Annotated in this window: 29 protein-coding genes and 1 pseudogene; 12 read left to right on the top strand and 18 right to left on the bottom strand. The window is 44.9% G+C overall.

Translation table 11 applies throughout. The annotated features are described in order from the left end of the window. From vopB to sctW, 11 genes are read right to left on the bottom strand one after another with little or no spacing between them, the layout of a single operon-like run. Window positions 1-1,200 (bottom strand): type III secretion system translocon subunit VopB, encoded by a 1,200-nt coding sequence (vopB, locus tag NB463_RS15100; RefSeq protein ID WP_145532011.1) that lies wholly within the window; start codon window positions 1,198-1,200, stop codon window positions 1-3. Window positions 1,201-1,207: 7 nt separating this feature from the next. Further along, window positions 1,208-1,693 (bottom strand): SycD/LcrH family type III secretion system chaperone VcrH, encoded by a 486-nt coding sequence (gene vcrH / locus NB463_RS15095; RefSeq protein WP_005377258.1) that lies wholly within the window; start codon window positions 1,691-1,693, stop codon window positions 1,208-1,210. Between the two features lie 12 nt (window positions 1,694-1,705). Next, entirely contained in the window at window positions 1,706-3,529 is a 1,824-nt protein-coding gene (locus NB463_RS15090) for a virulence-associated V antigen (RefSeq protein WP_309303490.1), read from the bottom strand. A 10-nt stretch (window positions 3,530-3,539) separates the two neighbouring features. Further along, window positions 3,540-3,824, bottom strand: a complete 285-nt coding sequence (locus NB463_RS15085) for an LcrG family type III secretion system chaperone (RefSeq protein ID WP_005395092.1) — start codon at window positions 3,822-3,824, stop codon at window positions 3,540-3,542. Between the two features lie 60 nt (window positions 3,825-3,884). Next, window positions 3,885-4,298: an LcrR family type III secretion system chaperone gene (locus NB463_RS15080; protein ID WP_258431694.1), complete on the bottom strand. Its 414-nt coding sequence runs from the start codon at window positions 4,296-4,298 to the stop codon at window positions 3,885-3,887. After that, window positions 4,298-6,424: a SctV family type III secretion system export apparatus subunit VcrD gene (gene vcrD, locus NB463_RS15075; protein ID WP_139060553.1), complete on the bottom strand. Its 2,127-nt coding sequence runs from the start codon at window positions 6,422-6,424 to the stop codon at window positions 4,298-4,300. The genes NB463_RS15080 and vcrD overlap by 1 nt, the downstream gene beginning before the upstream one ends. After that, the gene (gene vscY / locus NB463_RS15070) at window positions 6,408-6,749 is read right to left on the bottom strand and encodes a type III secretion system chaperone VscY (protein ID WP_258431693.1); all 342 of its coding nucleotides are present in this window, start codon (window positions 6,747-6,749) and stop codon (window positions 6,408-6,410) included. The genes vcrD and vscY overlap by 17 nt, the downstream gene beginning before the upstream one ends. A 5-nt stretch (window positions 6,750-6,754) precedes the next feature. Continuing rightward, window positions 6,755-7,132, bottom strand: coding sequence for a type III secretion system protein VscX (vscX, locus tag NB463_RS15065; RefSeq protein ID WP_005377246.1), 378 nt, complete (start codon window positions 7,130-7,132; stop codon window positions 6,755-6,757). Further along, window positions 7,129-7,503, bottom strand: a complete 375-nt coding sequence (gene sycN / locus NB463_RS15060) for a type III secretion chaperone SycN (protein ID WP_046874927.1) — start codon at window positions 7,501-7,503, stop codon at window positions 7,129-7,131. The genes vscX and sycN overlap by 4 nt, the downstream gene beginning before the upstream one ends. Further along, the gene (locus NB463_RS15055; RefSeq protein ID WP_258431691.1) at window positions 7,490-7,774 is read right to left on the bottom strand and encodes a TyeA family type III secretion system gatekeeper subunit; all 285 of its coding nucleotides are present in this window, start codon (window positions 7,772-7,774) and stop codon (window positions 7,490-7,492) included. The genes sycN and NB463_RS15055 overlap by 14 nt, the downstream gene beginning before the upstream one ends. Further along, a complete protein-coding gene (sctW, locus tag NB463_RS15050; protein WP_048626445.1) occupies window positions 7,755-8,648 on the bottom strand; it encodes a type III secretion system gatekeeper subunit SctW in 894 nt (297 codons plus the stop codon). The genes NB463_RS15055 and sctW overlap by 20 nt, the downstream gene beginning before the upstream one ends. Window positions 8,649-8,833: 185 nt before the next feature. On the opposite strand from sctW, the gene vscN reads away from it, so the two are divergent. From vscN to NB463_RS15005, 9 genes are all read left to right on the top strand, one after another. Next, window positions 8,834-10,156 (top strand): SctN family type III secretion system ATPase VscN, encoded by a 1,323-nt coding sequence (vscN, locus tag NB463_RS15045; protein ID WP_258431690.1) that lies wholly within the window; start codon window positions 8,834-8,836, stop codon window positions 10,154-10,156. Continuing rightward, window positions 10,153-10,614 (top strand): type III secretion protein, encoded by a 462-nt coding sequence (locus NB463_RS15040; RefSeq protein WP_048626446.1) that lies wholly within the window; start codon window positions 10,153-10,155, stop codon window positions 10,612-10,614. Before vscN ends, NB463_RS15040 begins: the two co-directional genes overlap by 4 nt. Window positions 10,615-10,623: 9 nt before the next feature. Further along, on the top strand, window positions 10,624-11,772 hold the full coding sequence (locus NB463_RS15035; RefSeq protein ID WP_258431689.1) for a type III secretion system needle length determinant: 1,149 nt from the start codon (window positions 10,624-10,626) through the stop codon (window positions 11,770-11,772). Then, on the top strand, window positions 11,769-12,737 hold the full coding sequence (gene sctQ / locus NB463_RS15030) for a type III secretion system cytoplasmic ring protein SctQ (protein WP_258431688.1): 969 nt from the start codon (window positions 11,769-11,771) through the stop codon (window positions 12,735-12,737). The genes NB463_RS15035 and sctQ overlap by 4 nt, the downstream gene beginning before the upstream one ends. Then, the gene (vscR, locus tag NB463_RS15025; RefSeq protein WP_005377232.1) at window positions 12,734-13,384 is read left to right on the top strand and encodes a SctR family type III secretion system export apparatus subunit VscR; all 651 of its coding nucleotides are present in this window, start codon (window positions 12,734-12,736) and stop codon (window positions 13,382-13,384) included. The genes sctQ and vscR overlap by 4 nt, the downstream gene beginning before the upstream one ends. A gap of 13 nt (window positions 13,385-13,397) precedes the next feature. Then, window positions 13,398-13,664, top strand: a complete 267-nt coding sequence (vscS, locus tag NB463_RS15020; RefSeq protein WP_005377227.1) for a SctS family type III secretion system export apparatus subunit VscS — start codon at window positions 13,398-13,400, stop codon at window positions 13,662-13,664. Then, window positions 13,661-14,443, top strand: coding sequence for a type III secretion system export apparatus subunit SctT (gene sctT / locus NB463_RS15015; RefSeq protein WP_258431685.1), 783 nt, complete (start codon window positions 13,661-13,663; stop codon window positions 14,441-14,443). Before vscS ends, sctT begins: the two co-directional genes overlap by 4 nt. Before the next feature lie 18 nt (window positions 14,444-14,461). Beyond that, window positions 14,462-15,517 (top strand): SctU family type III secretion system export apparatus subunit VscU, encoded by a 1,056-nt coding sequence (vscU, locus tag NB463_RS15010; RefSeq protein ID WP_258431684.1) that lies wholly within the window; start codon window positions 14,462-14,464, stop codon window positions 15,515-15,517. A gap of 284 nt (window positions 15,518-15,801) precedes the next feature. Further along, window positions 15,802-16,404 carry a TetR/AcrR family transcriptional regulator gene (locus tag NB463_RS15005; protein ID WP_258431683.1) on the top strand — a complete coding sequence of 201 codons (603 nt, stop codon included), beginning with the start codon at window positions 15,802-15,804 and terminating at the stop codon, window positions 16,402-16,404. Between the two features lie 51 nt (window positions 16,405-16,455). On the opposite strand, the gene NB463_RS15000 is transcribed toward NB463_RS15005, so the two are convergent. Next, the gene (locus NB463_RS15000; protein WP_258431682.1) at window positions 16,456-17,988 is read right to left on the bottom strand and encodes an MFS transporter; all 1,533 of its coding nucleotides are present in this window, start codon (window positions 17,986-17,988) and stop codon (window positions 16,456-16,458) included. Between the two features lie 5 nt (window positions 17,989-17,993). Beyond that, window positions 17,994-19,006, bottom strand: a pseudogene (locus tag NB463_RS14995) (HlyD family secretion protein). A 449-nt stretch (window positions 19,007-19,455) separates the two neighbouring features. On the opposite strand from NB463_RS14995, the gene NB463_RS14990 reads away from it, so the two are divergent. The 3 genes from NB463_RS14990 (at window position 19,456) to NB463_RS14980 (ending at window position 21,516) form a co-directional block, all read left to right on the top strand. Further along, entirely contained in the window at window positions 19,456-19,908 is a 453-nt protein-coding gene (locus NB463_RS14990) for a MarR family winged helix-turn-helix transcriptional regulator (RefSeq protein WP_005395130.1), read from the top strand. A gap of 63 nt (window positions 19,909-19,971) precedes the next feature. Further along, window positions 19,972-20,715 (top strand): SDR family NAD(P)-dependent oxidoreductase, encoded by a 744-nt coding sequence (locus tag NB463_RS14985; RefSeq protein WP_258431680.1) that lies wholly within the window; start codon window positions 19,972-19,974, stop codon window positions 20,713-20,715. A 597-nt stretch (window positions 20,716-21,312) separates the two neighbouring features. After that, on the top strand, window positions 21,313-21,516 hold the full coding sequence (locus NB463_RS14980) for a hypothetical protein (RefSeq protein ID WP_005395134.1): 204 nt from the start codon (window positions 21,313-21,315) through the stop codon (window positions 21,514-21,516). A 75-nt stretch (window positions 21,517-21,591) separates the two neighbouring features. On the opposite strand, the gene NB463_RS14975 is transcribed toward NB463_RS14980, so the two are convergent. From NB463_RS14975 to NB463_RS14955, 5 genes are all read right to left on the bottom strand, one after another. Next, on the bottom strand, window positions 21,592-23,070 hold the full coding sequence (locus NB463_RS14975) for a hypothetical protein (RefSeq protein ID WP_047009820.1): 1,479 nt from the start codon (window positions 23,068-23,070) through the stop codon (window positions 21,592-21,594). 9 nt (window positions 23,071-23,079) lie between these two features. Next, window positions 23,080-23,538 carry a CesT family type III secretion system chaperone gene (locus NB463_RS14970; RefSeq protein WP_258431679.1) on the bottom strand — a complete coding sequence of 153 codons (459 nt, stop codon included), beginning with the start codon at window positions 23,536-23,538 and terminating at the stop codon, window positions 23,080-23,082. Window positions 23,539-23,768: 230 nt separating this feature from the next. Next, on the bottom strand, window positions 23,769-24,746 hold the full coding sequence (gene vopR / locus NB463_RS14965; protein ID WP_047009822.1) for a type III secretion system effector VopR: 978 nt from the start codon (window positions 24,744-24,746) through the stop codon (window positions 23,769-23,771). A gap of 10 nt (window positions 24,747-24,756) precedes the next feature. Further along, window positions 24,757-25,203 (bottom strand): type III secretion system chaperone, encoded by a 447-nt coding sequence (locus NB463_RS14960; protein WP_047009823.1) that lies wholly within the window; start codon window positions 25,201-25,203, stop codon window positions 24,757-24,759. Window positions 25,204-25,467: 264 nt separating this feature from the next. Further along, window positions 25,468-26,631: a VopS family T3SS effector adenosine monophosphate-protein transferase gene (locus tag NB463_RS14955; protein ID WP_258431678.1), complete on the bottom strand. Its 1,164-nt coding sequence runs from the start codon at window positions 26,629-26,631 to the stop codon at window positions 25,468-25,470. Window positions 26,632-26,633: the final 2 nt, after the last annotated feature.

Here is a 26,633-nt window from a genome sequence, read left to right as displayed (position 1 = left end):
TTATACCGTTGCAGGACGGCTTAACACCGTTTGCATGGTTTCACTTTTCGCTTGGATCATTTGCATGATGACGCTCATCAGCTCTTGGAAATCTTCCATCAACTTGCCAATTTCTTCTTTAAGCTTGTCGATGACGGCCTGGCTTAAGGTCATTTTGGCGCGAAGGTCCGTGATATCTGCCTGAATCTCAGTTACGTGAGCATTGTTAGCGGCATGAACACTGTCCGTAGCGCCTTTACCTACGTTGACGGCAATATCGACAGTTTCTGCTCCGTAACGAATCGCTTTTGCGGTCGTTGTCGCAGCTTTTGAGCCCATGTCCGCCACTTTCGCCATATTTGCAGCTGTTTTCGTAGCGATTTCTGTGACCTTTTGAGCTATCTTGCCAGCACCTTTTGCTGCAAGTTTCGCGATACCGCCAGCTGCTGCACCACCAAACGTCACAACAGCTCCGATAACCGCGACTGCGATTTCTAATGCCATTACGACTTTGTTTAGCACATCGACATTTACGCCCGCTTCTTTTAGCGCATCTTGAACGGCTGGCTCTTGCAGCGCCATGCTCACAGCTCCCATGACGCCACCAGCGATCATAAGCGCACCGGCTGCTGCACCAACACCCGTTGCCACCATCACGGCACCAACAACAATAGAAACCACCGCACTGATCCAACCAAAGATCTTCGCTGCTAAGCCTGATTTTTGGGCTTCTTTTGCAGCGGCTTCCGACTCTTTGATTTTGTCTTGGTTTTCCACCATCTCTTTTTCGTGCTTAGCTTTTGCGACCTTCACTTCCTGAATTTTCAGCTCGTTTTGAGCACTTTTCAGTTTATCCGTGATAGCAGCAAGCTCTACTTCAAAATCATCAGCAGAACCTGCGATGATTTTGACTGCAATCGAACCTGTTTGATCTGCAACTGCATGGAGAGATTTTGCAATGGTATCGACGATCTTTTGCAGCTGTGCCATGGCTTTTAGCGTCAAATCATTCACTTTGTCGCTAACAGCTGCGTTAGGTGCATCTAACTGAACTTTTACTTTTCCGGTGTTCAGTACATCTGCATCTTTACTCTTCACGTTTTCTACCGTCACAGAAGGCGTCGTTGTAGACGCCGTTTTCTGCACGTTATCTAACGTGGCTTGGCCAGATTCAGGGCTATAAACCTGTGTCTGGATGCGGTCAAGTGCAATAGAACTCATAGTCTAATTACTCCTTTTTATTTCTCACCGCTTCTAACATGATGCCTGCACGCTCATGCAAATCTGCATATTGTGATTTTCCGGCAGACATCTCCTTCGCGCTGTAAAACCCACTCTCTGCTTCTGTCAGTTGTTCCAGTTTCAGGTGACATTCAGCAGAGTGAAAAGGTGGGCGTGGATCATTTACGTCCACTAGCGCTGCGTAGCTGTAGGCGTCTATTGCCTGCAGATACTCACCCAACTCCTGACGAGCCGCGCCAAGGCCAATGAAAAATCGCGCCTGATAATGATCAAGCATGCTGAGTAATTGAAATACTTTCGCTGCTTGCTCAATCTTTCCCGATTGGAAAAAGTTGTAACCTACGGCATAAATGTGTTCGATGGTGTCCTGAGACACATCGTGCAACATTTTTAGCGTGCCTCCCTCTTCCAAAAAAGACAGCAGCTCTTCTGCTTGCATTTGGGATGGATCGGTCGCGTTTGTTTTAGTCATGGTTGGTTATCCTTAAATGGCTCGTAGGATTTCTTGTAAAATACTGTGGTACTTCTGAACAAACTTGTTCATTGCTTCAACGGTAGAGTTGTATTGGGAACTGGTGTCGTTCAGCTCAGTGGTTTTGATTTGCACTTCATCGTTAAGCAACTTGGATTTAGCACTGACAGAACTAGAAAAATTAGACAGTTTTTTCGACTTCTCTTCGTCTTGGTACGACGCACCATCACCGATAGTAATACCTTGTTTTTGAAGAAAGTCTCGATGGTTTGTTATCTTATTATCCGTCAAATACTTGTACTCAGGTGAAGCTTCAAAATCCGTTTGATTACTGTAGTTAAAGTCACTCGCTTTGAAGTTACTTTCTGGATATCCCGGTTTATAAACCCCATCAACACTTTGCGTAGAGTGAATTTTTGATTGCACAACACCAAAAACTTTAAGCTGTATTGTGAGATCCTCTAATGCCTCTTTCTGGTCATTACGTTTCTCTAAACGGTTAACACGACGCTCATTTAGTGCAAGCAGCACTTGCTCATCAAAACGATCACCAATGCTGGACTCAACAACGGCCAACAAATCACGAGCCGTTAGAGAGTGCTCTGCTCTCACCTCGCGATCCGCTTTCTCTTTGTCGGTGATATTGAGTAGACGCTCTTTCAATGCCCCTAAGTTCTTGCGCAATGCCTCGTATCGCTCAGTAAATGAAGCCCCGGTAGATTCACCTTTTACTATTTTTTCAAACTGTAATCGGATATCTCGTTCGGTGTTTTCTTTGATCAAAGTAACTTGAGCTGGCGTTATTTGTGTCTTTTGGACATCGGCTATCGCGCTGTCCTGGTAAAAGTCGTCGATTTCTATATTTGTTAAACTCACCGCGAAGTTGGCGAACAGACTAGAAAGGGTCAAAGGCTCGGTTCCGGCAATGACGGTGTTAAGTGCTGCTTTTAGGTTGTTTGTTCCAGCCGCCTCCCCATAAGCTGCGCTATATTGGCCTTTCACTTGAGCGGCCATTTCATTTAGCGCCTCTTTAAGCTGCTGTTTAGAAATACCGGGAGTCCAAGTGATTCGATTAGCTAGCGCACTTGCGTCATCGGTGCTTAAAGTAATACCGATACCTTGAAAACTACTTTTTAATTGAGCTGAGACTTGAAGAGCGAAACTCTCTTTAGTCAACAGGAAATCCGAGCTCTTCAGTTGCGCGAGATTAACGGAACCTAAGCTACTAAAGGCATTGCGAAGAAAAGAAATAGAAGCATCTCTCACTTCACGGGAGCTCATTTGATTAGCAAGCTCTGCAACAAAAAGAGAAATTTCTTTGGTGGCATTAGCCAGACCTGTCTCGGAGAGGTTGGCGATCTGCTCCGCTTGGTTACTCTGAGTGCCCAAATTAAATTGACTAACAAACTCAGTAGATAACGAGCTATCTACGTTTTCCGTCAGTAACTTACTAAACCAAGCTTGAAACTGATTTGATAGTGTTTGGTTTGTTTGAGCATTGAACTCGGCTGCGGTCAATTCGCCATCTGAGTTAGCACTTTGTAGCGACTTTATCCAAACAGATGCGGTGTCAGTCAATGATATATTAGCAAACGCGTTATTTTTCGCGTTTAGGTTTTCAAGTGTATCAACATAAAGCGCGATGCTTTGTGATTCCGTTTGTCCCGAGATAGTTGGCAATGAAGAAATTAGAGAGGCAAGTTGCTGAGTCTCTGCTTCACCCAGTACAGGGGTAAATGCCTCTATCAAGTTTTGTTGGAAAGTGGGTAATGGTGCACTACTCGCAGCTGTGTCTGTTGCTCCTGTCGTAGAGCCAGTCGTTTTCATATTCGTCATTTCCAAACCTCTAAATCATCATGCCGCGCATCACTGTGGGACGCTTTCTGCGTTTACCTGACGTACCTTGTAGCTGATTTTGTTGTTGCCGGCGGCGCTGGACTTCGTCTATTAGCTCTTGCTCTGCACGTTTCATGGTATCTACTGGCGCTTTTATGCCGCCAAGTAAAACATCACCCGCAACAGGACCAACACCTAAGCCTTCCAATAGCTCGTTAAAAATATCGGTTCTGTCTTCAGCTTTTCTAATGGCGAGCTCAGCGTTCTCAATCGCATCGGTAAACGGTTGCTTCATCTTGATTCCTATCTTAAAGCGGGTCATCTCATCGGTGCTGTCAGTAACAGTCGTGAGTTTTTACTTTTTCAACTTTTTCAAAGGTCTATAATCTGCTAGGCGTAAACAGTACCAGTCGTCTAGCTCATCATGGCTTGCACCGCATGCTTTTAGATAGAACTGGGCTAATCGCTGACTGCTCATATTGCTGCCACGTAACACATCGACGTTTCCGCGAATGACCCAATCGGAGGGATAAAGTTGAACAGCATGCTCAGCTAAGAGAAATAAGCCTGCAAAAGGGTTACTCAACCCTAGGTTTGGATGCACACGTTTCAACAGAACGATGATGATTTCACAGTCCTCCACACGAAAAACGAGCTCTAAACCCTCAACTTCAATTCGATAACCAAGTTGAATTTCACTTTTTTGCCAAAAGTATGGCGTCACTTCGATCCCCGCTTGCGCAAGCGAGAGCATTAGTTTTGTTTTCATTACATCCCCACCCTTCCAAGTGGCTGAATATTGATTTGCTGGGTTAATTCTTGAAATGACAAAACGGGCAGATCGTAGTATTCCGATTCAATAAGCTTTCGCACATATCGGCGTACATCCATAGACACAACTAACACAGGCTTATTCGGCATGCGGCTTAAATCACCAATGGTCTGTTTCACATCACTCACAAATTGTTGAGTTACTGACGGGTCTAGCGCCAAGTAGCTCCCTGCTGAGGTTTGACGAATACCGCTACGTATTGTGTCTTCGAGACTTTGATCTAATAAGTAAGCGGGCAACATGTTTTGTCCGCTCGCGTATTTGTAGCAAATGTAACGTTTTAAGCTGGAACGAATGTACTCCGTCAGCTGTACAACATCTTTCTCTTTTTGGCCCCACTCAACCATCGCTTCCAAGATCACGCGAAGGTTTCGGATGGAAATGTCTTCAGAAACCAAACGTTGCAAGATTTCCGTCATTTTTTGTAACGGGACAATGCGTTGAGCCTCTTTAACAAGCTCCGAATAACTGCCTTCCATCTGCTCCAATAGATAACGCGTCTCCTGAATACCAATAAAGTCTTGTGCGTACTCCTTGAGAACATGAGACAAGTGGTACGTTAAAATTCTGTCGGGTGTGAGAAAGCCGACATGACTGGCTACGAGTTTTTGCTCATAACTCTGTGCCACCCAAATGCTAGAAATACCAGGTAGAAAATCTTCATCTTGCTCATAAGGCACGCCTAATAAATCGATCTGTTCATTCCCTTCTGTCACCAAGAGTTGATCTTTTACAATTCGTCCTCGTGCAACCGGAACTTCTTGTAACTGAATTAAATATTCGCCATTTTGCATCCCCTCGTTAAAACGCAGGTGGATACCCGGGAAAGGCACGCCGAGGTCGAGATATAGTGCGCGCCTAACCCTTGCTAGCTCTTCATTCAATGCGACCGCTTCCAAGCTTTCCTGAAGGCTCGCGTCAAGATCAATTAAGAGCGGGACCGTCATGGCGAACTCTTCTTGCTCACCTAATTTACCTTTACTGTTTCTAGATGGGGTTGGTTTGCTTGGCTTCGCTGCTGGTGAACCCGCCCCTTGCGAAACAAAGCTTGATAAGTCGGTACTATCTGATTCCGCCTGTTTTTTCTGTTGATAGAAAAGGAAGAAACCACCACCACCAACCACTGTGGCCAAGACCAGAAAAGTAATTTTTGGAAAACCAGGAATCAGTGCGAACAGTACCAAAAGCACACCGCCAATGAGGAGTGCACGCGGCTGAGCAATGACCTGACCACCAATGTCCGAGCCGAGATCAGAAGAATCTTCATGAGATACACGCGTCACGATAATACCGGCCGTAATCGCGATAAACAGCGCCGGAATTTGCGATACCAAACCATCACCAACGGTCAAAATCGCAAACAACTCAAGTGCTTCAGAAGCACTCATGCCTTTTTGCGTTACCCCGATCGTGACGCCACCTAAGATGTTGACCACAATGATGACCAAACCAGCAATGGAGTCGCCTTTAACGAACTTCATCGCGCCATCCATCGAGCCATACATTTGGCTTTCTTTTTCAATCAGTGATCGTCGGTGCCTAGCTTCGTGTACGTCAATCACTCCGGCACGCATGTCACCGTCAATACTCATCTGCTTACCAGGCATGGCATCGAGTGAGAAGCGCGCACTAACTTCTGCTACCCTCTCAGAGCCTTTGGTGATCACCATAAACTGAACAATGGTAATGATCAGAAACACAACGATACCGACCACTAAGTTACCGCCCACAACGAAGTTACCGAAGGTATAAACGATTTGACCAGCATCGCCTTGCAGCAAGATCAAACGGGTTGTCGTGATGGATAAAGACAAACGAAACAATGTCGTGATCAGTAGCACTGCGGGAAACGCTGAGAACTCAAGCGGCGTAGTGATGTAAATCGCTAACATAAGCAGCACCACCGCAATGCTCATGTTGGTGCCAATCAGCACATCCACCAGCGCGGTAGGCAGTGGCAATATCATCATAAAGACGATCGCGAGCAACATCACAGCAAGCATAATGTCTTTACGTTGCCCTACCTTGTTTAAAATATCGATCAACTTATTCATGTGGTTCACTATTTAAAGATTGCAGATAGCGTCGGTGCGCTTGGCGTGCCCCATCGACGTCATTTTGTTTCCAACGCGCTTGGCTTAAGCAAAACCAGAGTCCTGCCGAATCAGGTTTAAGGCCGGATTTTAATAAGTGCTCACATACCTCAACCGCACGGGCATATCGACCACTTTGTAAACACGCCACTGCGAGCGTTTGCATCGCCTCTTTGTGTTGCGGGTCTATCTCTAAAACCGCGTCGAGAATAGAGATAGCATGCTCTGGCTTTTGGTATTGAACTTGTAGTGCAGCGTGAACAAGCAAGAGTTCAATGTCTTTGGCTCTCAACATATTGGTTAGACCTGGATAAGGAGATTGAGCGCCATAGTGAGGTAACGCTGATCAAGTTGCGTACTTTGTAGCGTTTCGGATGCTTTGATAAAAGAAGCGGAGCCTGAATCCTGTGCAAGAACTTGCAACTGAGCCAACGTTTCATCGAACTGTTGGCGGTACTTTTCTGGACGCAACAATTCTGAGTGCAACAATTTTGGCTTGGTTAACGCGATTAGGTATTGGTCTGAAGGCCTGAGGTCATAGAGCTTCTCTAAATGCGTAGCGACCGCCTGCCCATCAGGAAGTAATTGAAACCGCTCAGGGAAATCGGCCTTAACCTCACTATGCGTAACATGCGTGAAGGCTTCTATGCCTACGTTTAAAGTGCTTACTCGAGTCATGAGCTTGCCACATCGTTATGTAGACGAACCAAAAGCGTAAACGCTTGTTCTAAAGTCGGAAGTGTGACCTCTTCTCCGTTTAACCTCGCGGAAAAAACCAAAGTTTGCTCATCTAACAAACCAGTTTTAATTTCGAAAGGCCAGCCTTGATCGGCATGACACAAACTGAGGGCGCTTTGAATGATGTCACTGGTTTGATGCCAAGATAACGCTTGAGACAACATCAAGAATAGCTGTTCTCCGTGTCGCTCAATATGTAGTGTACCGCTTTGCTCAAAATCCAGCTGCACCCGTCCAGCTGATGAGAAATCGACGGCATCGAGCCCCATTCCTCGGCAAAATTCATTGACGGATGCATCAATCCAACTCATCTTCCCACGCTTCCTCTTCTTCTATATCAATGGCTTCGTCTAGCGCCTTTTGTACCGCTTGTATTAAATTCTGTCGTTGTTCTTCATCGGCGAATACGTCAATTGGGATTACGCGGACTAACTTGTGGAACTCTCGAAAAAAATCGATTTTTTGTTGTACCGCCGTCAATTCCATTGCGTTAGCGACTTTCCAAATCTCATCACTGCTTACCCATCGCTGCTCTACCAACGCAATCACATCAGCCATCAAATTAGAAACTTGATAAGCCATAACTCGTCCTTTCCGGTTTAAACATTTGGAACAACTGACTCACGCGATCTTGCAACGTATTCAGAGTTTTGAGTTTTTGCATATCGGACATCAACCACTGCAACTTAACCGAGTCGATACTGCTGCCTTGAACACTAAGATCTGCACTCATTCCTTGCAGCATAAAGTCAACAGCGGTCGATACCTCCTGCTCACCAAAGCGCGCCACTACGTCTTGATAAGCGGCTCCGAGCCCTTGATAACTATGAACGGTATCGCGATAGAAACCGCGCAGCTGGTGTAATGAGCTAAACTCTTGCTCTTGGCTGTACTCATCAGCAAAATTTGAGACGCGAATTTCCGTATCAATTTGAGCCCAAGAATCTGGGTTTTGCTCGATTCTCAGAATCGCTTGGTCAATCAGCGCTAGTAGATGTTTACTTTCTGGGCTCGCACTCAAAAACTTTTTAACGGCTTTTAACGCAAGGTATTGATGGCTTTTCTCCTCTGAAAATCCATTCAAATAAGCTTGCAATTGAGCGATGGTCGAGATATTTCCTCCCGCCATTTTTGCAGCCAGATCTTTGATCTTTTGGTTCTTTTCAAGATCAGGGACTTTTCTTAAATAGTCCGAAACGAGTTCGTGCGCTTCATTCACTCGAACGCCACTATCTTTCACTTTACGCTTGGTCAAATCTTTTTCTGCTTTTTCGGAACCGAGTGAAGTGAGCTCTTCCATCGCATCAAAAAGTGATTGTGTGGCATTGTGAACACGGACCGTTTCACCGCGGTAATTGCCTTTTCGTGAAGCGTCGGTACGAGACGATTCCAACCCGTTTTGGATAGACGCATCAAACTTTGGGTTTGTTGCGATATGATTGTTGATAATACTCATTCACTTGCACTCCTTCCGTACAATACAGGCGAATTATAGGAAGTGCGCTTTCTCGAAGCTGTCAAAATCAGACGTGTTTTTTTAGTGCGTTTTCAGTTTTCTAAAAACTCCCGACTGATATTCACTATAAATACCCCCTCATCCTTTCTATCCTCCCAACATCAATCATTGCGCATATTTTTACCTTGAACGATTTCTCATACATCACTGATATCCAACAATCTGCGATCAGGCAAACTCGTCTGATCCAAATTCGCGGGCGCGTTACGCAAGTAACCGGTACCATTATCAAGGCCGTTGTCCCCGGCGTTCGTGTTGGTGAGCTGTGTGAGTTGCGTAATCCTGATCAAACTCTGTCTTTGTTAGCGGAAGTCGTTGGCTTTCAGCAGCATCACGCTCTGCTCACACCGTTAGGAAATATGTTTGGGATTTCCTCAAATACAGAAGTTAGCCCAATGGGAAAAATGCATGAGGTAGGCGTTGGCGATCACCTATTAGGTACAACGCTTGACGGGCTTGGGCGTCCTTTCGATGGTACGCAAAGTCAGGAACCAAGTGCTTGGTATCCGGTTTATCGCGATGCACCGCCACCAATGCAACGTAAACTGATTGAAAAGCCAATCTCTCTTGGGGTTCGATCCATTGATGGACTACTGACCTGTGGTGAAGGTCAGCGCATGGGCATTTTTGCAGCGGCTGGCGGTGGTAAAAGTACCCTCCTCGCAAAACTGATTCGATCCGCAGACGTTGACGTGACCGTTCTCGCCTTGATTGGTGAACGCGGACGCGAAGTACGAGAGTTTATTGAGAATGACTTGGGCGAAGAAGGAATGGCTAAGTCGGTTTTAGTGGTCGCGACATCCGATCGCCCAGCCATGGAACGTGCCAAAGCCGCTTTTGTTGCCACTTCTATTGCTGAATATTTTCGTGACCAAGGTAAACGCGTGTTACTGCTGATGGATTCTGTAACGCGTTTCGCCCGCGCACAGAGAGAAATTGGCCTAGCCGCAGGTGAGCCACCAACACGACGCGGCTATCCGCCTTCCGTTTTTGCCGCTTTGCCAAAGCTGATGGAACGAGCTGGTCAATCTGACAAAGGGTCAATTACAGCGCTGTACACCGTGTTGGTTGAAGGCGACGACATGACAGAGCCTGTCGCCGATGAAACTCGCTCCATTTTAGATGGGCACATCATTCTCTCGCGCAAACTTGCGGCAATGAACCATTATCCTGCCATTGATGTACTCCGGTCAGCAAGCCGCGTGATGAATCAAATCGTTGAACCTGATCATCAGGCGTCTGCTGCTCACCTTCGCGAAATGTTAGCCAAGTACGAAGAAGTTGAGCTACTGATCAAAATTGGCGAGTACCAGCATGGGGCAGATAGCCGAGCAGATATGGCGATTGCGCAAAGTGATGATATACGCGCCTTTTTACGTCAAGGAACGCATGAGCCAAGTGATCTTGATGGTGCTATCGCTCAACTAAAAGGGATGGCGAACCAATGATCGAACGGTTATTAGAAATCAAACAAATTCGAGCGGAACGTGCGGATAAAGCCGTTAAGCGCCAAGAATACCGAGTATCAAATTCGGCAGCACAGGTTCAAAAGGCCGAACGTTCCGTAGCGGACTATCACGTTTGGCGTCAGGAAGAAGAAGAACGACGTTTTGCCAAAGCAAAGCAACACACACTCGTTCTCAAAGAGTTGGAAACATTGAGACAAGAAATCGCGTTGTTGAGAGAGCGAGAAGCCGAGCTTAAACAGCGTGTTGCCGAAGCAAAAAAAGCGCTTGAGTACGAACGTTCGGTACTTAAAGAAAAACAAAAAGAGGCACGGCAAGCCCATAAAACCAAAGAAAAATTCGTTCAGTTGCAACAACAAGAACTCGCGGAACAGTCGCGAGAAAGACAATACCAAGAAGAACTCGAACAAGAAGAGTTTCGCACTGTCGATATTATTTAAAGGTTCATTATGCGCATTACTCCAACAGAAGAAACACCGAATACGCTGTACAAATCAACGCCAGAAAAAAAGCCCTTGGAGCGAGAAGCTGAGCTTCAATCACAGTTCGAGCGTGCAATGACGGAGAAACCTAGCAAGGAAGAAGAATCTACCGTTGCGAGCAAAAAAGACACTCAGAGCAGAGACGAGAGCCTTCCGTTAAGACATGAAGCATCTCAAACCCTAGACAAACAATCGAAACTTTCTAACCAAGAAGCCAGCACTTATAGAAATACCGCTACATTAAAAGGTAAAAGTGACGTCGTCACAAAGAAAGGCGTAGAGAAACCACAAGACGACGCAACAAATAGCGAAGAACGCCTGATTGAAAACAGTAAATTGCATGAGAAAGATAAAAAACTTGAGAGCGATCAGCCTCCAAGCTCATCCTCGCTTGAGCGCGTTGGCCCCCATTCTCAAGCACAAGCTTCTCTCGACGGTTCTCTCCCTAAAAAGGCCGTAGGAAAATCGCTCACTCAAGATGCAATTAACAATGCCAACTTCACGACGAAACAAACCGAAACGACACACAATAAGCGTGCAACGCAGCGACTACAAGACACAGGCAAACTAACAGATAAACCCGATAGTCGTTCTGAAACTAAATCGCTTGAGAAAGTCGAGACGAAAAGCGCACTAGTGGCCGTTAAAGCGGATGACGAAAAAGCAGAACCTCAACACCTTGCGAGCGCGGCAACACAAGGCGATGTCATTTTAAAGAGTGTCGCTTCACAGGCTCAGCCGGCCCCTGTACGAGAAGTAAACACGTTACTCCAACAATTGGTGGACAAAATCTATGTTTCGCTGCCAACCGCATCGGACAACAAAGAGGTTCGGCTGTTTCTAAGTGAAGGACAATTAAAAGGTGGTGAAATCCACATCAAGTTGGACGCGCAAGGTTATAGCGTGACGATTCGACAAGAGCATGCTCTTTCCATTATTAGCCAACAAGCTAGACAAGATCTTGCCGAACGCCTAAATCGATTTGGCGGTGATCAGCCACTTCGTCTAGCGATCAGCGAACAAACTCAACAGCTCGATCAACAACAACATGAACAACAACACTCACGCCAGAAACGTAGCGTGTATGAAGAATGGCAAGCGGAGAATGACCTATGACGCCGTTAACGATACCCAAAGTCGATTCAGACAGTATTGCGCTCAGTAATCAACTTTGTGCAAAGCAATGCCATTTCCAAGGGGCTGATGGTCAGAGCGTATCGATTACTGTTTCTCAAATCCCTTCATTTGAAGGATTCCGTTTAACCACGTTGATTGGAGGGCAAACGATCCAAGTGGATTTTTGTCGTTCGCAACTCCAGAAATGGCTTGAGTCTACTCTGAATGCCACTGCATTCGAGTCACTGCCCAACTCGCTCCAGTTAGCACTTTTGAGTTCTCAGATTGAACCGCATAGTGAGGCATTCAAAGCACTATTTGGTCAGTTGCCCATTCTTAGCCAGTTACAACCGTTAGAGTCGAGCCAAGTTCAAGAGCATACCTTGATGTTAACCCTCAATAAACCTAACGGCTCTCTTTGTTTGTGGGTTAGCGAAGGAGCAAACGTGCTGTTGGATGCACTACCAAACAGCGCTGCTCTTCAGGCGCGACATCTCGCTTTACCTGTGTGGTTAAGCCTTGGAAAGACCCATTTAATGTTAAGCGAATTTAATTCGCTCGAACTGGGAGATGTGATCTTTTTTGACGATTGTTATATCGCCCAACAACAAGCCATTTTTCAAGTATCTAACCAGAATCTCTGGCGCTGCCAACTGGATGACCAAATTCTTCACATTATTGAAAAAGAAACCAATATGAATGACGTAAACACTTCAGAAATGTTAACCGACCACCAGCAACTGCCCGTGGAACTCACGTTTGATATCGGCCATCAAACCATCACTCTAGAACAGCTTAACCAGCTTCAGCCTGGGTACGTATTCGAGCTAAACCAACCTGTATCTAAGCCGGTAACATTGCGTGCCAACGGCAAAATCGTCGGTGAGTGTGAACTGGTTAATGTTAATGAGCATTTAGGTGTGCGCGTACTGGAACTGTTTGGTGGCACGCAGGAGCCAGCATGATCCAGTTACCTGACGAACTCAATCTCATTGTCAGCTTAGCACTGCTGGCACTGATCCCATTTATCGCGATGATGGCGACGTCGTTTGTAAAACTCGCCGTTGTATTCTCACTGCTGCGTAACGCTCTCGGTGTACAGCAAATTCCACCGAACATGGCGCTGTACGGATTGGCGATCATTTTGTCTATTTTCATCATGGCTCCCGTCGGTTTTGAAACCTACGACTACGTAAAGCAGCATGATATCTCCCTCGAAGATTCTGCAAGTGTAGAAGGCCTCATTGAAAGCGGTTTACAGCCTTATCGAGAGTTTTTGAAAAAACATATTCGGGAAACCGAAGCCATATTCTTTACCGATGCTGCGCGCACATTATGGCCTCAAAAGTACGTGGACCGTTTAGAGTCAGATAGCTTGTTGCTGTTGCTGCCAGCGTTTACGGTCAGTGAGCTTACCCGTGCTTTTGAGATTGGCTTTCTATTGTACTTGCCGTTCATCGCTATCGACTTAATTGTTTCTAATATCTTGCTCGCCATGGGCATGATGATGGTATCGCCAATGACCATCTCTCTCCCTTTCAAATTGTTGCTTTTTGTCTTGCTTGACGGCTGGACGAAACTCACTCACGGCTTAGTACTGAGTTACGGTTAATCACGGAGAAAGTATGCATTCTGCTGAAATCATTCATTTCACGACTCAAGCATTAACCCTAGTTTTATACTTGTCGTTACCGCCGATTTTAGTCGCAGCGTTGGTTGGTACATTGGTGTCGCTTATTCAGGCGTTAACTCAGGTCCAAGAACAAACGTTAGGCTTTGTGGTCAAGCTTATCGCGGTCATTATTACGCTGTTCGTCACAACGCAGTGGCTAGGGGCAGAGCTCCACGCCTTCGCCTCGCTTGCCATGGATAAAATTCCTCAAATACGATGAGTTATCACGACTTACACCAGGCCTTATTTTTGTACAGCCTGACGTTGCCTCGGTTAATGGCATGCTTCATCTTTTTGCCTATTTTGAGCAAGCAAATGCTAGGCGGCACCATGGTGAGAAATGGTGTGCTTTGCTCACTCGCACTGTTTATATTTCCGATGATTAATCAGCAAAGCTTGCCCGCAGAAACCGACGGTATTTGGCTGATAGTGATTTTGGGTAAGGAGGTATTAATTGGGCTATTGATCGGGTTTGTTGCTGCTATCCCCTTTTGGGCAATAGAAGCGGCTGGCTTTCTGGTCGACAACCAACGTGGTGCTGCCATGGCAAGTATGTTTAACCCAACGCTAGGCTCGCAATCGACGCCAACCGCAGTGTTGCTGACCCAAACGTTGATTACCCTGTTCTTCTCTGGCGGGGGCTTTGTCACTTTTATCTACGCGTTATTCAAAAGCTACACATCTTGGCCGATCGTGGACTTTTTCCCAACCGTTAGTGATGCATGGGTGAGCTTCTTCTACGCACAATTTGAACAGCTTATGTGGCTTGGTGTGCTGATGTCTGCCCCATTAGTGTTGGCAATGTTTCTTGCTGAGTTTGGTCTGGCGCTTATCAGTCGTTTTGCACCGCAATTGAATGTTTTTTTCCTTGCCATGCCAATAAAAAGTGCCATCGCGAGTGTTTTACTGATCGTGTATCTCGGAATAATGATGGATCACTTTGAAGTACAGTTTTACGGCATTACACGATTCGCAGAACAACTCAATACCATTTGGTAATAACGCTTAGGATTCTTTATGAGCGCAGAAAAAACAGAGCTACCCACCGCAAAAAAGTTACGCGATGCCAGGCAGAAAGGTCAGGTAGCCAAAAGCCAAGAAATCGTATCGTCTGCATTAATTTTGGCGCTCATAATTGTACTGTTTGCGTTCGCCGATTATTACATGTCGCACATCTCAGCGCTTATTCTCCTACCAAGTAAGCTTGCTTATCAGGGCTTCCAAGATGCGCTAGTCGATGTCGCTATTGCCATCGCAAAAGAAATTGCCTATCTACTTACCCCGATTATTCTGGTTGCTGCACTCGTCGCCATCTTTTCCAATATGGGGCAGTTCGGCTTCCTATTTAGTGGTGAATCCGTTAAACCAGATATCAAAAAGATCAATCCCGTCGAAGGTGCCAAACGCATTTTTTCGCTTAAGAGCGTGATTGAGTTTATCAAATCGATCCTTAAAGTCTCTCTTCTTTCCTGCATTATCTGGGTGACCTTACGCGGTAACATCAACGCTTTGATGCAAATTCCAACTTGCGGGCTAGAATGTGTCCCGACCATTACTGGTGTCATGATTAAACAATTAATGATTATCTCTTCGGTAGGTTTCATCGTCATCGCTGCAGCTGATTTTGCGTACCAAAAGTTTGACCACACGAAGAAGCTCAAAATGAGCAAGGACGAAGTGAAACGCGAATACAAAGAGATGGAAGGCAGCCCTGAAATCAAAAGTAAACGTCGTCAGTTGCACCAAGAGCTACAGGCCTCCAATCAACGTGAAAACGTTAAACGCTCCAATGTGTTGGTAACAAACCCAACGCATATCGCGGTTGGTCTGTACTACAAAAAAGGCGAAACGCCCCTGCCCGTCATTACCTTGATGGAAACCAATGCGGTGGCCAAACGTATGATCGCAATCGCCAAAGAGGAAGGCGTTCCTGTGATGCAAAAAGTCCCTCTTGCTCGCGCACTATACGCGGACGGCAACGTCGACCAGTACATCCCAAGCGATCTTATTGAGGCAACCGCCGAAGTGCTTCGTTGGTTGGCATCATTGGAGTCGGATAAGACGCTGAACTAACATGATTTCGAGAGTAAAGGCTATCGTACGAAGAACGGTTATCACTTTTCTATACGTAATGATATTTTTAAATGTGTCATCCTTCGCTATAGGTTTCAGCATATCGAATTTGCCTACTTTTGCTTGTCTCAATGAAGCACTTGGTTCATGAAAAGTCGTGTTTACTAACGTCAATAGTGGTACTGTACTGGACAGTTTTACTTTCACCTCTAAACCACCTAGAGCTCGGTAAGAAACCACGCCAGCCACAACAAAGGTGGATTTTTGCTTGGGTTGATTTATTTATGCGCATATCTACCGAAAAGAAACGAACTCGAATCATCAAAGTTGCCACTGACCTTTTTATACAACAAGGTTACAAAGACACATCACTCGATCAAATCGTCGCGATTTGTGGAGGCTCAAAGCAGACGTTATATCGCTATTTTTCGAACAAAGAAGGGTTATTTGTTGAAGTTTTAGCATACAATACCAAAACCAGCTTAGAGTCCGTCTTCCAGCTTGCCGACAAGCAATCGGCGCCTTTACAAGAAACATTGAATGACTTCGCCAAGAAGTACCTAAAAGGTGTTTGCTCCAATCCTATGCTATCACTTTATCGGATCGTTTCGGCTGACTTCAACAAACATGATTCCGTACCAAATCAATTCTGGCAGACAGGGCCGCATCGCATTCATCAATACCTCATCGACTTTTTAAAGAGTGAAACTGTCAGCTCACAACTCGATGTTGAAAATGCCGACCTCGCTTGTGAGCAACTACTTGCATTGATTAAGCTTGATTACCAGAACATGGCACTAATTGGCTTCGACTTTCCGACAGATGAAGAGTTAGATGAACATACGAAAAAAGCGGTCACCGCCTTCCTAAATCTATACCAAAGGTAAACTCACTGAATATAAAAGGGAGCATCAGCGCTCCCTTCTTGTTTCTATGGCTTAGTGAATCTCTCGCTTCGCCGCCAGTTTTTTACCGATTATTAAGATTGGCGCGAGAGCAAAGACCGAGATAATAAACATCAATAATGAATTACTCAGTGCGAGAGTGGTCGCCTGTTCTTTGACAACAGAACTAATTTGGCTCATTCCTAATGCCGAATTTGGCAAGTGTCCATGAGTCAGAATCGTACTGCTCAACGCATTTTTATAAGCACCAAAAGCATGATTCACATCATCTATCGTTCGGCCAATCTCTCCAGCAGCTTGTGCACTATGGCTTTGCATTACCCGTGAGAACACGGCACCAGCGATCACACCACCAATGGTACGAAAGAGGTAGAAATTGGCGATGCCTTCTAAACGCTGCCCGACCTGGAAGTACATCAAGACTGCAATGGTCACAGACACATTCAATAAGCCGACACCAAACCCACGCAACATCATCGGAACGGACAAAGATTCCGTACCAGCAAAGCTAGGTAACTGACTAAACTTATGTACCGAAAGTATAATCATCACCACACCAAACGGGACGACTGCATCCGCTAATGGACGGCGGAAGTAATACACCAGCACACTGACTAGCATACCACCTAGCATGGCATAAAATACCGGCAATTGGGCATATCCAGCATTAAGGTTGTTGTACTGCAACGCCATTTTCAAAAAGCTAGTAAACAACACATTGCTCGCCATAACAGCAAAACCTGCCAAAAAAGCGTTGTACATAAAAACATTAGTTTTCAACTTACTATGCAGCTGTATTGATGCTGTATTTAAAGGACTGGTTTTCACAAAGTAATACACCACTAATAAAGTCAGAGCCGCGGCAATCGAAGAGGCTTTACCAAACCTTTCCGAGTCAAACCAGTTGTAATAACTGCCTCTCATCAATAGAAATACAACGAGGCTTATTGTCAGGGCAAAAACTAAATAAAACCAGCAGCCAGATTTGGGTCCGGCCTCGATTTGAATCGACTTAGGATTGTAGATGCATGCAATTATCAAGGCAGAGAAGTACAGCCAAGCCGACACGACACACAACAGTGACCAATCAAAGATTTCGACAATATTGGCCACTACCCAAGGGTAAGCGCCGATCGGTAGCAAGGTTGAGAATACTAGCGTTAAAGCAATAATGGCTGGTAGCCAACGCTGTTCAAAGAAGTGGAGCAAGTAAAGGTTTAATACCACCATTAACATGCTCATAAAAAAGCCACTCGAGAGCCAAGTCAGAGTGAACACCAGTTCTTGCTGTCCGCCCCAGTAAAGTACAAGATTGCTCGCTAGACCTACCAATAAAATGGCATGTAAGAGAATTAACGTACCCAATCTACGCACCAATATTGGTGTGAATATAAAACCTAATACCTGGGTAATCATAAAGCCGACTTTAACCAGAGCGACTTCATCGACAGATAAGCCTGACGTTGCCGCCATCTCATACGATAACTCGGTAAACATCACGGAGTTAATACCAAAAGCAGCAATCGCAAAAAGCGTCAAAATCAGCAGCGGTGAACGTTTTTCCATTGCAGTTAACCTTGTGCCGCGGTCTCGATCGATACTTCTGCAGACAACCCCGGATAGACTCGTTGACTCAACTCTTGAGGGATCTCTAGCTCAATACGTACTGGTACACGTTGTACTACTTTTACGAAATTGCCTGTCGCATTTTGAGGTGGCAATAAACTAAACTGTGCACCAGTCGCCGGGGTTATCGAAGAAACACGGCCATGCAATGGATGGTTTGGAAACATATCCAATACCACTTCAACCTCTTGCCCAGGCACAACGTTCTCAAGTTGTGTTTCTTTAAAGTTTGCCTCTATCCAAACATAATCTGGCACCATCACGATGAGCCCCATTCCTGGTTGTACAAACTTGCCGACTTGCACTTGTCTATCTGCCACATAGCCATCAAATGGTGCACGCACCGTGGTTCTTTCCAGTGAAATATTAGCCAGTCGTAAGCTTGCTTCTGCTTTTTTACGCTGTGCTGTCAGTTGCAACTTCTCAGTCATCAATGTGTCGAGCTGTTTTTGCTCAGCAGCTAAGCCCAATTTAGCGGTTTCAAGATTACTGCTTGCTTCAATAGATCGCGTTTTTTGTGCTTCAAACTGATTTTTGCTCACAGATTGCTTTTGTACCAAACGAGAAAGACGTTGAAACTCCGCCGCTTAGTGTTCGGCATTTGCACTCGCGCGGCGAATACCTTGCTTCGCCTGCTCAATTTTCATTAACTGCATATCCGTTTTGATTTGATTTGCAGTAAGCTCAGATTTCGCAACATCTAGTGCTGCTCGAGCAATTTCTTGGTTGGCAATAAAGTCTTCATCATCAATGACAAACAAAGGAGTTCCTTCTCTTACCCACTGGTTATCTTTGACAAAGATTTCGCTTACTTGCCCCCAACCTCAGGTGAAATGGCCGTAACGTCTGAATGAACATATGCGTTATCCGTCATTACAGTATTCGGCTGGTATAAGGCACAGCCAGCAGCAAATAACGAACCAACAACAAGCGACAAGGCGATAACTTTCTTCTTCATGTTTGAAACCCATTTTATGATTTTCACAAACCGCACTGTACCGTACAGTTTTAGTAAAGATACATTTGATCATTGCCAATCAAAAAAGATCAATCTCATTGATTTATCATGAACTTCTTGATAAAAGTGTTTTGAATGAAGAGAATTAAAACCTAACCATCTGTAATGTAAATAAAAAAACACATTTAAACTGAATAAATAAAGAGAGGACTGCAACTCCCCTACCTTTATTGAAGCCTGCTCCCCAACTCGGCGCATCAATCGCAAACAACTTGACTGGCCAAAGTTTTCGAAGCTACCTCACCAATTTTCATTAGCATCTCAATCTGATACATCAACCCAACGATAAGCACAAGCTAGTAGCATTTTCTTCAAACGAATTTGACATCGCTCAATATAGTTGTGTATACAACCATATTGTTCGTTCATGTTATTTGGTGAAATTTTCCATGTCCCAATACAACCATCATCAGTCTCTCGGTCACCTTACGGGGCTTGCTAGTCGCCTGTTTAACCGATTACTCACTACCCGTTTCAAAGATGCTGGTATTGATATGACAGCAGAACAATGGGGTGTCGTGTTGCTGTTACGAAACAACGGTGCCCTTTCTCAAAGTCAGATTTGTGAACTGTTGTACTTAGAAAAATCGAGCGTCAGTCGATCAATTGATGGGCTTGAAAAGCGCGGTTGGACAGAGAGGAAACCTTCGCCAACGGATAGTCGAAGCAAGTTAGTCGTGCTAACAGAAAAATCTTTAGACACCGTTGATACATGTGCAAATATCGCTTCGCTAGTGCTGCAAGAAGCCCAACAGAACCTTGCTGATGCCGACCTAGACAACAGCAAACAGCAACTTTCTAGCGTGGTAGCGAACTTACGCAAGCTTAACGGACAAATTTAACTTATCAGCGTACGTTGCGACAGAAGCTGGTTTAACAGTCAGGCTCAACCTTGGAGAAATACGATGACAAAACGCAATGCTTTAATTACAGGTGGCGCTCGCGGAATTGGTGCAGCAACAGCAAAAGCACTCGCTGCAGATGGTTACCGAGTTTTTATCAACTACGTAAATAGTGCTGCGGTCGCGGAAGCGTTAGCTCTAGAAATTCAAGACGCCGGTGGTGAGGCGTACACTTTAAAAGCTGACGTTCGAGATGACGCACAAATACAAGGGATGTTCGACAGCATCGCAAATGAACATGGTGGCGTTGATGTTCTTGTCTCAAACGCAAACATGAGCTTTACCGCTAAACCTTTCACTGAGCAGTCGTGGGAAGAGTTTGCACAAAAGCTAAATGACGAAATGCACGCTGCATATCAAACGGCAAAATTGGCGGTAGAAAACATGAAAGCCAACCAGTTTGGGCGCTTAATTTTTATCTCTAGCACCTTATCAGAAGCTCCTGCACCAAGCTTTATTGCTCATGGTAGTGCAAAAGGTGCACTTGATAGCTTTAGTAAATACCTCGCTCAAGAACTTGGTCCTTTCGGGATTACGTCTAATGTCGTTGCTCCGGGCCTTGTAGAAACAGACGCAACAAAAGGTGCTCCTGAAGAGTTTAAAGAAACCATTCGAATGTTCACACCAACGCAGAAAATTGCCACACCTGAAGACGTAGCAAACACCGTGAGCTACTTGGCAAGTGAAAAAAGCGGACATATCACGGGCACATACAATCCAGTATGTGGCGGCGCCTACCTACCATAGCGCCAAGTGTGCCTCGCACACATACAAAGGCATGTACGCATGCCTTTGTATCTTTAGGTATTGCTTTGCAACGCGCAAGCTTCCTTCATGGGCAGTTTTCTCTGAAGAAAAATAGAAAGTCCTATCTATTTCTTATAATCGGTGTATAGTGAGCTCAGCTCCTAACCGTGAGCTATTGATGAAATATTTAGTTCGAGTCTCTTCTTAGTTTTCTTTCGAGTCATTTCGTTACTCAACTCCTGTAGCAACTTATTCTTTATCTTCCATTAAATAGCCTCAGTTTTGATTTAAATACGAACGAGAGTTAGCTCTCTTAGCATGGTTATCACAACGCGCTGTCTTTACATCGATAGGTTTATAAGGAATTTAACCTTATAAAAACAATCATTAAGCGTCAAAATAAGACATAACGCTGCATAGCCACTTCGTGTATATATCATCACTATTTAGGAATAGTCATTAGCGGTGAAATATATTAATCAGCGCGATGACAATGGAATATTTAGACTTAATTTAAACCATTTTGACTTCGTTATTCCTATAAAAGTAGAGGTTAATTAGATTAACCTTTAATAAACACGCTCTAGAGGAATAAAAATGAGAAAAAAACGAGATAGCTTTCAAAAAAAGAATAAAAAAAGCAATTATGAAGACAAATTTGAGTTGATGGTAAAAGAATACCACAGCGCAAAAGAAGTATTAGACGCAATGCCAGAAGGTTCGGCTGACTACGACAAGCAGAAAAAGCACTGTGAATCTCTATTTGCTAATGCCGAGCGCTTTTTTAAGCGAAATCAGTAGGCCAATTTAACGCCTAGATAAACATCCGGCAAAACACCATATACGGTAAGGGAGCATCTGCTCCCTTACTTTCAATTAAACCCAACCTTCCGCTAAGTACATCAGTCGCAATTGACTTGGTGAGCCCAGTTTATCTAATGCATCCAACTGAGCGTCACTCAGGTTTGGGCATTTATCAAGGTATACTCGTCCATTTTCGGCATCAAGTGGCAGTTTGTAAGTCAACTTTTCATTGATTTGACTCGCCTCACCTTTATCGATCGCTCGAACTGCAGGCATGAGCCAATCCCAATCTTCGCCCAACAGCTTTTTAAACGCACTATGAGCAGTTGCCTCAGTTTTACTTGGCGCATCTTCTGGACTTAGCTTCAAGATAGAATCAACGTCAGGGACTAAGTGTTCACCTGGCTCTGAGCCCAACATCTTTTTCAACGTTAAGCGAGCAGCTTCCATCTCTTGTGCTTCTTTAGGCGCTTGAGGTGATGTCATCGCCGTGTTCTCTTTAGGACCAAGGTACGCCATCAATGCGCGTACAGAAGCTGGATCTTGCATGCTGAAGGTAAAGTCTCCTTTGGCATTAGAAACTTCAAGCCTTGGTAAAACACCAGACATCTCACCTTGCATGAGTTGTTCTTTTACTTCCGTATTTAACCCGTATGCTCCAGCTTGGTTCGCAACAAAACCACCACCACTGATAATGCCAGTCGTGGCAGCCGAACCAATGGCTTCTTTTGCTATCGGTGTGACACCCGCTGTCGCTACGGAGCTCACACCAAAAGTACCCAAACTACCTGTCGCCATGCCCAATGTCGCCCCAACTGCGCCTTCAGCTGATAACATTGCATGACCTTGGGCTAATGTTTGTTGCATCGGCATAGAGAGACGTTGGTCTCGCCCTGGAAGCTGCGAAATTTGCTCCAGCTGATGGTGGTAAGCTTCAGCATCGCCATTGACTGCCGCTTTGTGCAGCTCACGTCCTGTTGAAATTAATAGCCCTACGCCAGGCAAAGCTAGGTTGATGACTGCATTAACGCCAGAACCTTTCAGCTTTTCTTTGCCCATCTGTAACAGTTCGGCACCAAAACCATCCATTTTCCCCGGGTACTGAGCCTCTAAACTCACCTGCATACGCGGATCTTTGCTGATCGCGTCAAACGTATTTTTAAGCTGCTGGTACGTATCACTGTTCACCTTGACTTCATCCAACAAGCTGACAACTTCTAAGATTTTGCGCTCAGTAAGCGGCTCACCGCGATAACCAGAAGGGCTAACTAATGAGTAAGCTAGCAAGGCAACCTCAGGCTTTTCTTGTTTAAGTAGCGCCTGTTTCAAATCAAGGTGAGTTTTGATGTTTTCTTGGAAAAACTTAGTGTATTTGCTTCTCAACACGCCTTCGTGGATAGAAGCAAACTTGTGACCTTTGTGGAACGTTGAAGGTTCTTTTACCTCACCTCTTTTACTGATCACTCGGTCATCTTTTTGCGCAGCGACTGCACGAAACTGTTCTAGATCAGGGACTGGGCTTTGGCTGATTTTTTGCGTTGTATTGACCATTTTTCTCTCCTACACACGAAGTGATTGAACATGAGCTTGTTCATGATTAGGGGGGGTTGGAATCGCTTGATCCAACATTGCAAAACGCGCTTGCCACAATTCAGTCTGTTCAATAACCTCATGAAACCAAGCAGTAAGATTCGTCGTGTTTAGGTGCTCAACTGGTTTACGTCCCGCTAAGACAAGCTGTCGACCATTTGGGGCTAAAGCAAGTGCAAGGCTGCCACTACCGATGCCCTGATAATTAGCATGAGCAAGAAGCTCTAAACCTTTTAGTCTTTGTTCGCCCGACTTTTCTAATCCTCCGAACGTCACGGACAACATTAAGTCATCCGTATCTGTCGCGATGAAATACAACATGTAGCGATCATCGACCAGTAGCTGACAACGTTCATTTTCTTCAAAATTCAGTTCGGGCAACTCATTGAGTTGGCAAAACTCCAAGAGCAGTTGTTGAATCGTGTTCATAACTTTTTCCTTTTGTTTCAATAACTCTATTGAACAACGATTGCAGATTGAACGATGTCGGTAATGGCTTTATTTTTGTCACTTTTTCGCCTTCATTGTGAGGTTTTCCGCAGAAATCTCGCTCTAAAATCGAGTTGCCAGAGTAATAAAAAAGAGCAGCTCAGAGCTGCTCTTTCAATAAAGGTTAGATGCTTAGTATGATGTATTTGCTCACTTCTTTTGCAGAGTGACTAACCCAGTTTATGGCTATCAAAAATGACTTCTGTTGGCGGGAACATATTCGAAACAGGTGGTCGTTGTGCATCTCCAAACATTGGTGCACCGAATGCAGATGTCGCCCACGGGTCAACAATTTTCACATCCTTACTCCACGTTGATGGATCTTTTATGTCGCTCCCCTCTTGTCGACCAACCAGTACATAAAGGTGTGTACCTGAATGACCCTTTTTAAACGCAACCACTTCTACTTTGGGTTCACTTTCAGGTGTTCCTAACATGCCTTGAATCATCTCAGCGGCGGCAGCAAAGGCAAATGTAGTACAGCAGCCGGCTTTCGCGGTTTGTACTGCCTTAGCAATGTTCTGTAGAGTGCTTAATTGCGGTGCGGTTCCTCTTTGTGCTGCAGCTTGAACTCCGTTTGCGGACATCGTCGCTCTGTGATCTTGCATGATTCGCGCTTGATCCGCGTGAAGCTCTTTTAGTCGTGGCTTTCCTTTTGTTTCATAAAACTGTGACCCCTTAACACCGAACGTATTTAAGTCCGTACAGGCAAAATCACCAAGCTTTTGAAGGTTGGCTTTATGTTCGTTGATAAGCGCGACACTCGATAAGGCTTTATTGGTTTTGGAAGAAGAGGCTGCCGTTTGTGCAGTTGGCCAATTTGAGCTAGGACCAGACGACAATCTCTCAAGATTTTTCAGGCTCCCAAGCGTTAACTTGTTTTCACCGTTCAACACATTTTTCAGCATCAGCTTCGCAACATCTTTAGGAATACCCTGCTTAGTAAGCAGGTTCACTACAATATCTTTCGCTTTATTCTGGTGGCTAATACGCGCGCTGATACTTTTATTTTTTGGTGCGCCCTCTTTAACAAAAATATCTTTGCCGTTGTGTGCTCGAACCTCTTTGTCGTCAGCTTGATTTTGTGTCGCCAAATGTGACGTTAACTGACTCAACGAGTGCATGTGCGATGTATTAATATTGACCATGTGTGATGCCTTAAACTTGAATAAATGCGTGTACGTCTGTTTGGCTAAAATCTACGACCGTATTGTTCTGAAATAGCTGAGCCCAAGTTTCCACTAGCTCATTCAGTTGAATCATCAAGTTAGCAATATTGGTGAGTTCACTCTCGGCCGCGATGGCAACCTGAAGAACCACATCTTTAGTGGTTGGATTAACGCAAAACTGCACACCGCCGGTTTCTCGATATAAGAAGTTGTATTCAAGTAAAACTTGAAGTTTGTCTAACGTAATATCCTCTTGTTCTATGTGCAGGTTTTTAGAAATCAATAACTCGTCTTTTTCCTCTACGAGCAGAACATCGACGCTGTTGTTTTCAGCAAAATGCAGTGACCACATTTGATCGTCATACGCTGTCACGCGCTCAAGGTTCAGCACTTCTCCTAGCTCAGAGAGAAGCATATTAATCTTTCCTGTATCCATGTTGTGTCCTGTCTAATTTATTATAACTAAGTGACATCGATATATTTGTTTCAGCGAAGCCACTTGGGTATAACGGCTTATTTAAATAAGCTCATAAGGATAAGAGCGATTTTATGGCGTGATAGGCACAAGAGCTTTATTTAAACGTCTCAATTTTATTGCTATTAGCCGTTTTAGCGAGGTAGAAAAATGAAGAATAAGTTGGATAAAGAAATAAGAAAAGAGCGGCAATCGCCGCTCTAAAATTGGAATAGAAGAGAAAAATTACTTGATGCCGTGAAGGCTGTTCTCTGCGTTCATAGCTAAAGGATTGAATGAGTCGTTACGAAGTTCTGCTATCGCGTATAGCATGCGCCCCATGCGACCATTTCCATCGGTAAAGCCATGGTACCCGATAACTCCGGCGAACAAATGTTTACCTAAGTCTTTATCTTCTACAGGGTTCTCTTTCAAAAAGCCTTCAATGTGCTGCTTTAACATGCCCTCACCGCCAATACTTGAAGGCAAAGTGCCACCCGAAATATTTGGCCCTCGGTAATCACGCTCAACATTAGGCACCAATCGAGCGTGTAGCTCTTTTAGGTTTTCCATATTCAATAAGTCTTTACCATTAGACGCGTATTCTTTCAGTAAAGACGTAATATTTTCGGCATCGTTTCCTTTAGAGTTAGAAGCATTAATGATCCACGCCGCAGCTCTTTCAACATTATTGGTTACGCCACTTTTGTTAAACGCGTCCTCTGCCAGTCCTTCAGCGTATACACCTTGGCTTAGATCGGTGCTTGCTAGACCTTCGATATGACGTTGCGCCGATTTAAGATGCATGACCTCCATATCAAACACTGCTTGCATTTGATTGATGCTACCTGCCGGATTTTTCTGCGCTGCAGATACACCGCCGCCGTAGTCTTTTACTACACGTCCAGCAAGCGACTTCGCTGCACTTTCGCCAATCAGTGATGTGAGGTTTTTACCAGAATCGGTTTCTAACATTGCCTCTGTCATCGCTCGCTCTGCTAACTGGTTTAGCTCAGCAGAGTTCGACTGAACTGATTTACTGTCTAACTTCGCAAAGGCATTTAAGACATCTGATGCGGTTTTTATGCTTCCATCTTTGAAGAACATTTGTCCATGCTCAACAGAAGAAGCAGCTTGTAAACGCTGAGCTTGTCCTTGCTCATTATCAAATACGGCTTTTGTAAGGGCTTTCGCTACCGATTGTGGGCTACCTTCGCGAAACAGTTTTCCTGTCGCTTCAAAAAATCGCGCTACCGCACCATTCGTAGGATTGGCGCGAGTAAATTCTTGGGTCGCTGCATTGATTTGGTATTCTTTGCCACCAATACTCAGCTTGCCTTCGTTAAGTATCTCGTTGCGAGCTTGCGGCATGGCAGCCTGCAATGCGCTAACACTTCCAAAACTGATCATGT

Source organism: Vibrio sp. RM-41-2B (assembly GCF_024744415.1).
Taxonomy (GTDB): domain Bacteria; phylum Pseudomonadota; class Gammaproteobacteria; order Enterobacterales; family Vibrionaceae; genus Vibrio; species Vibrio diabolicus.
Note: the sequence above shows the minus strand (reverse complement) of the source record. Positions and strands in the feature narration are given on the sequence as shown.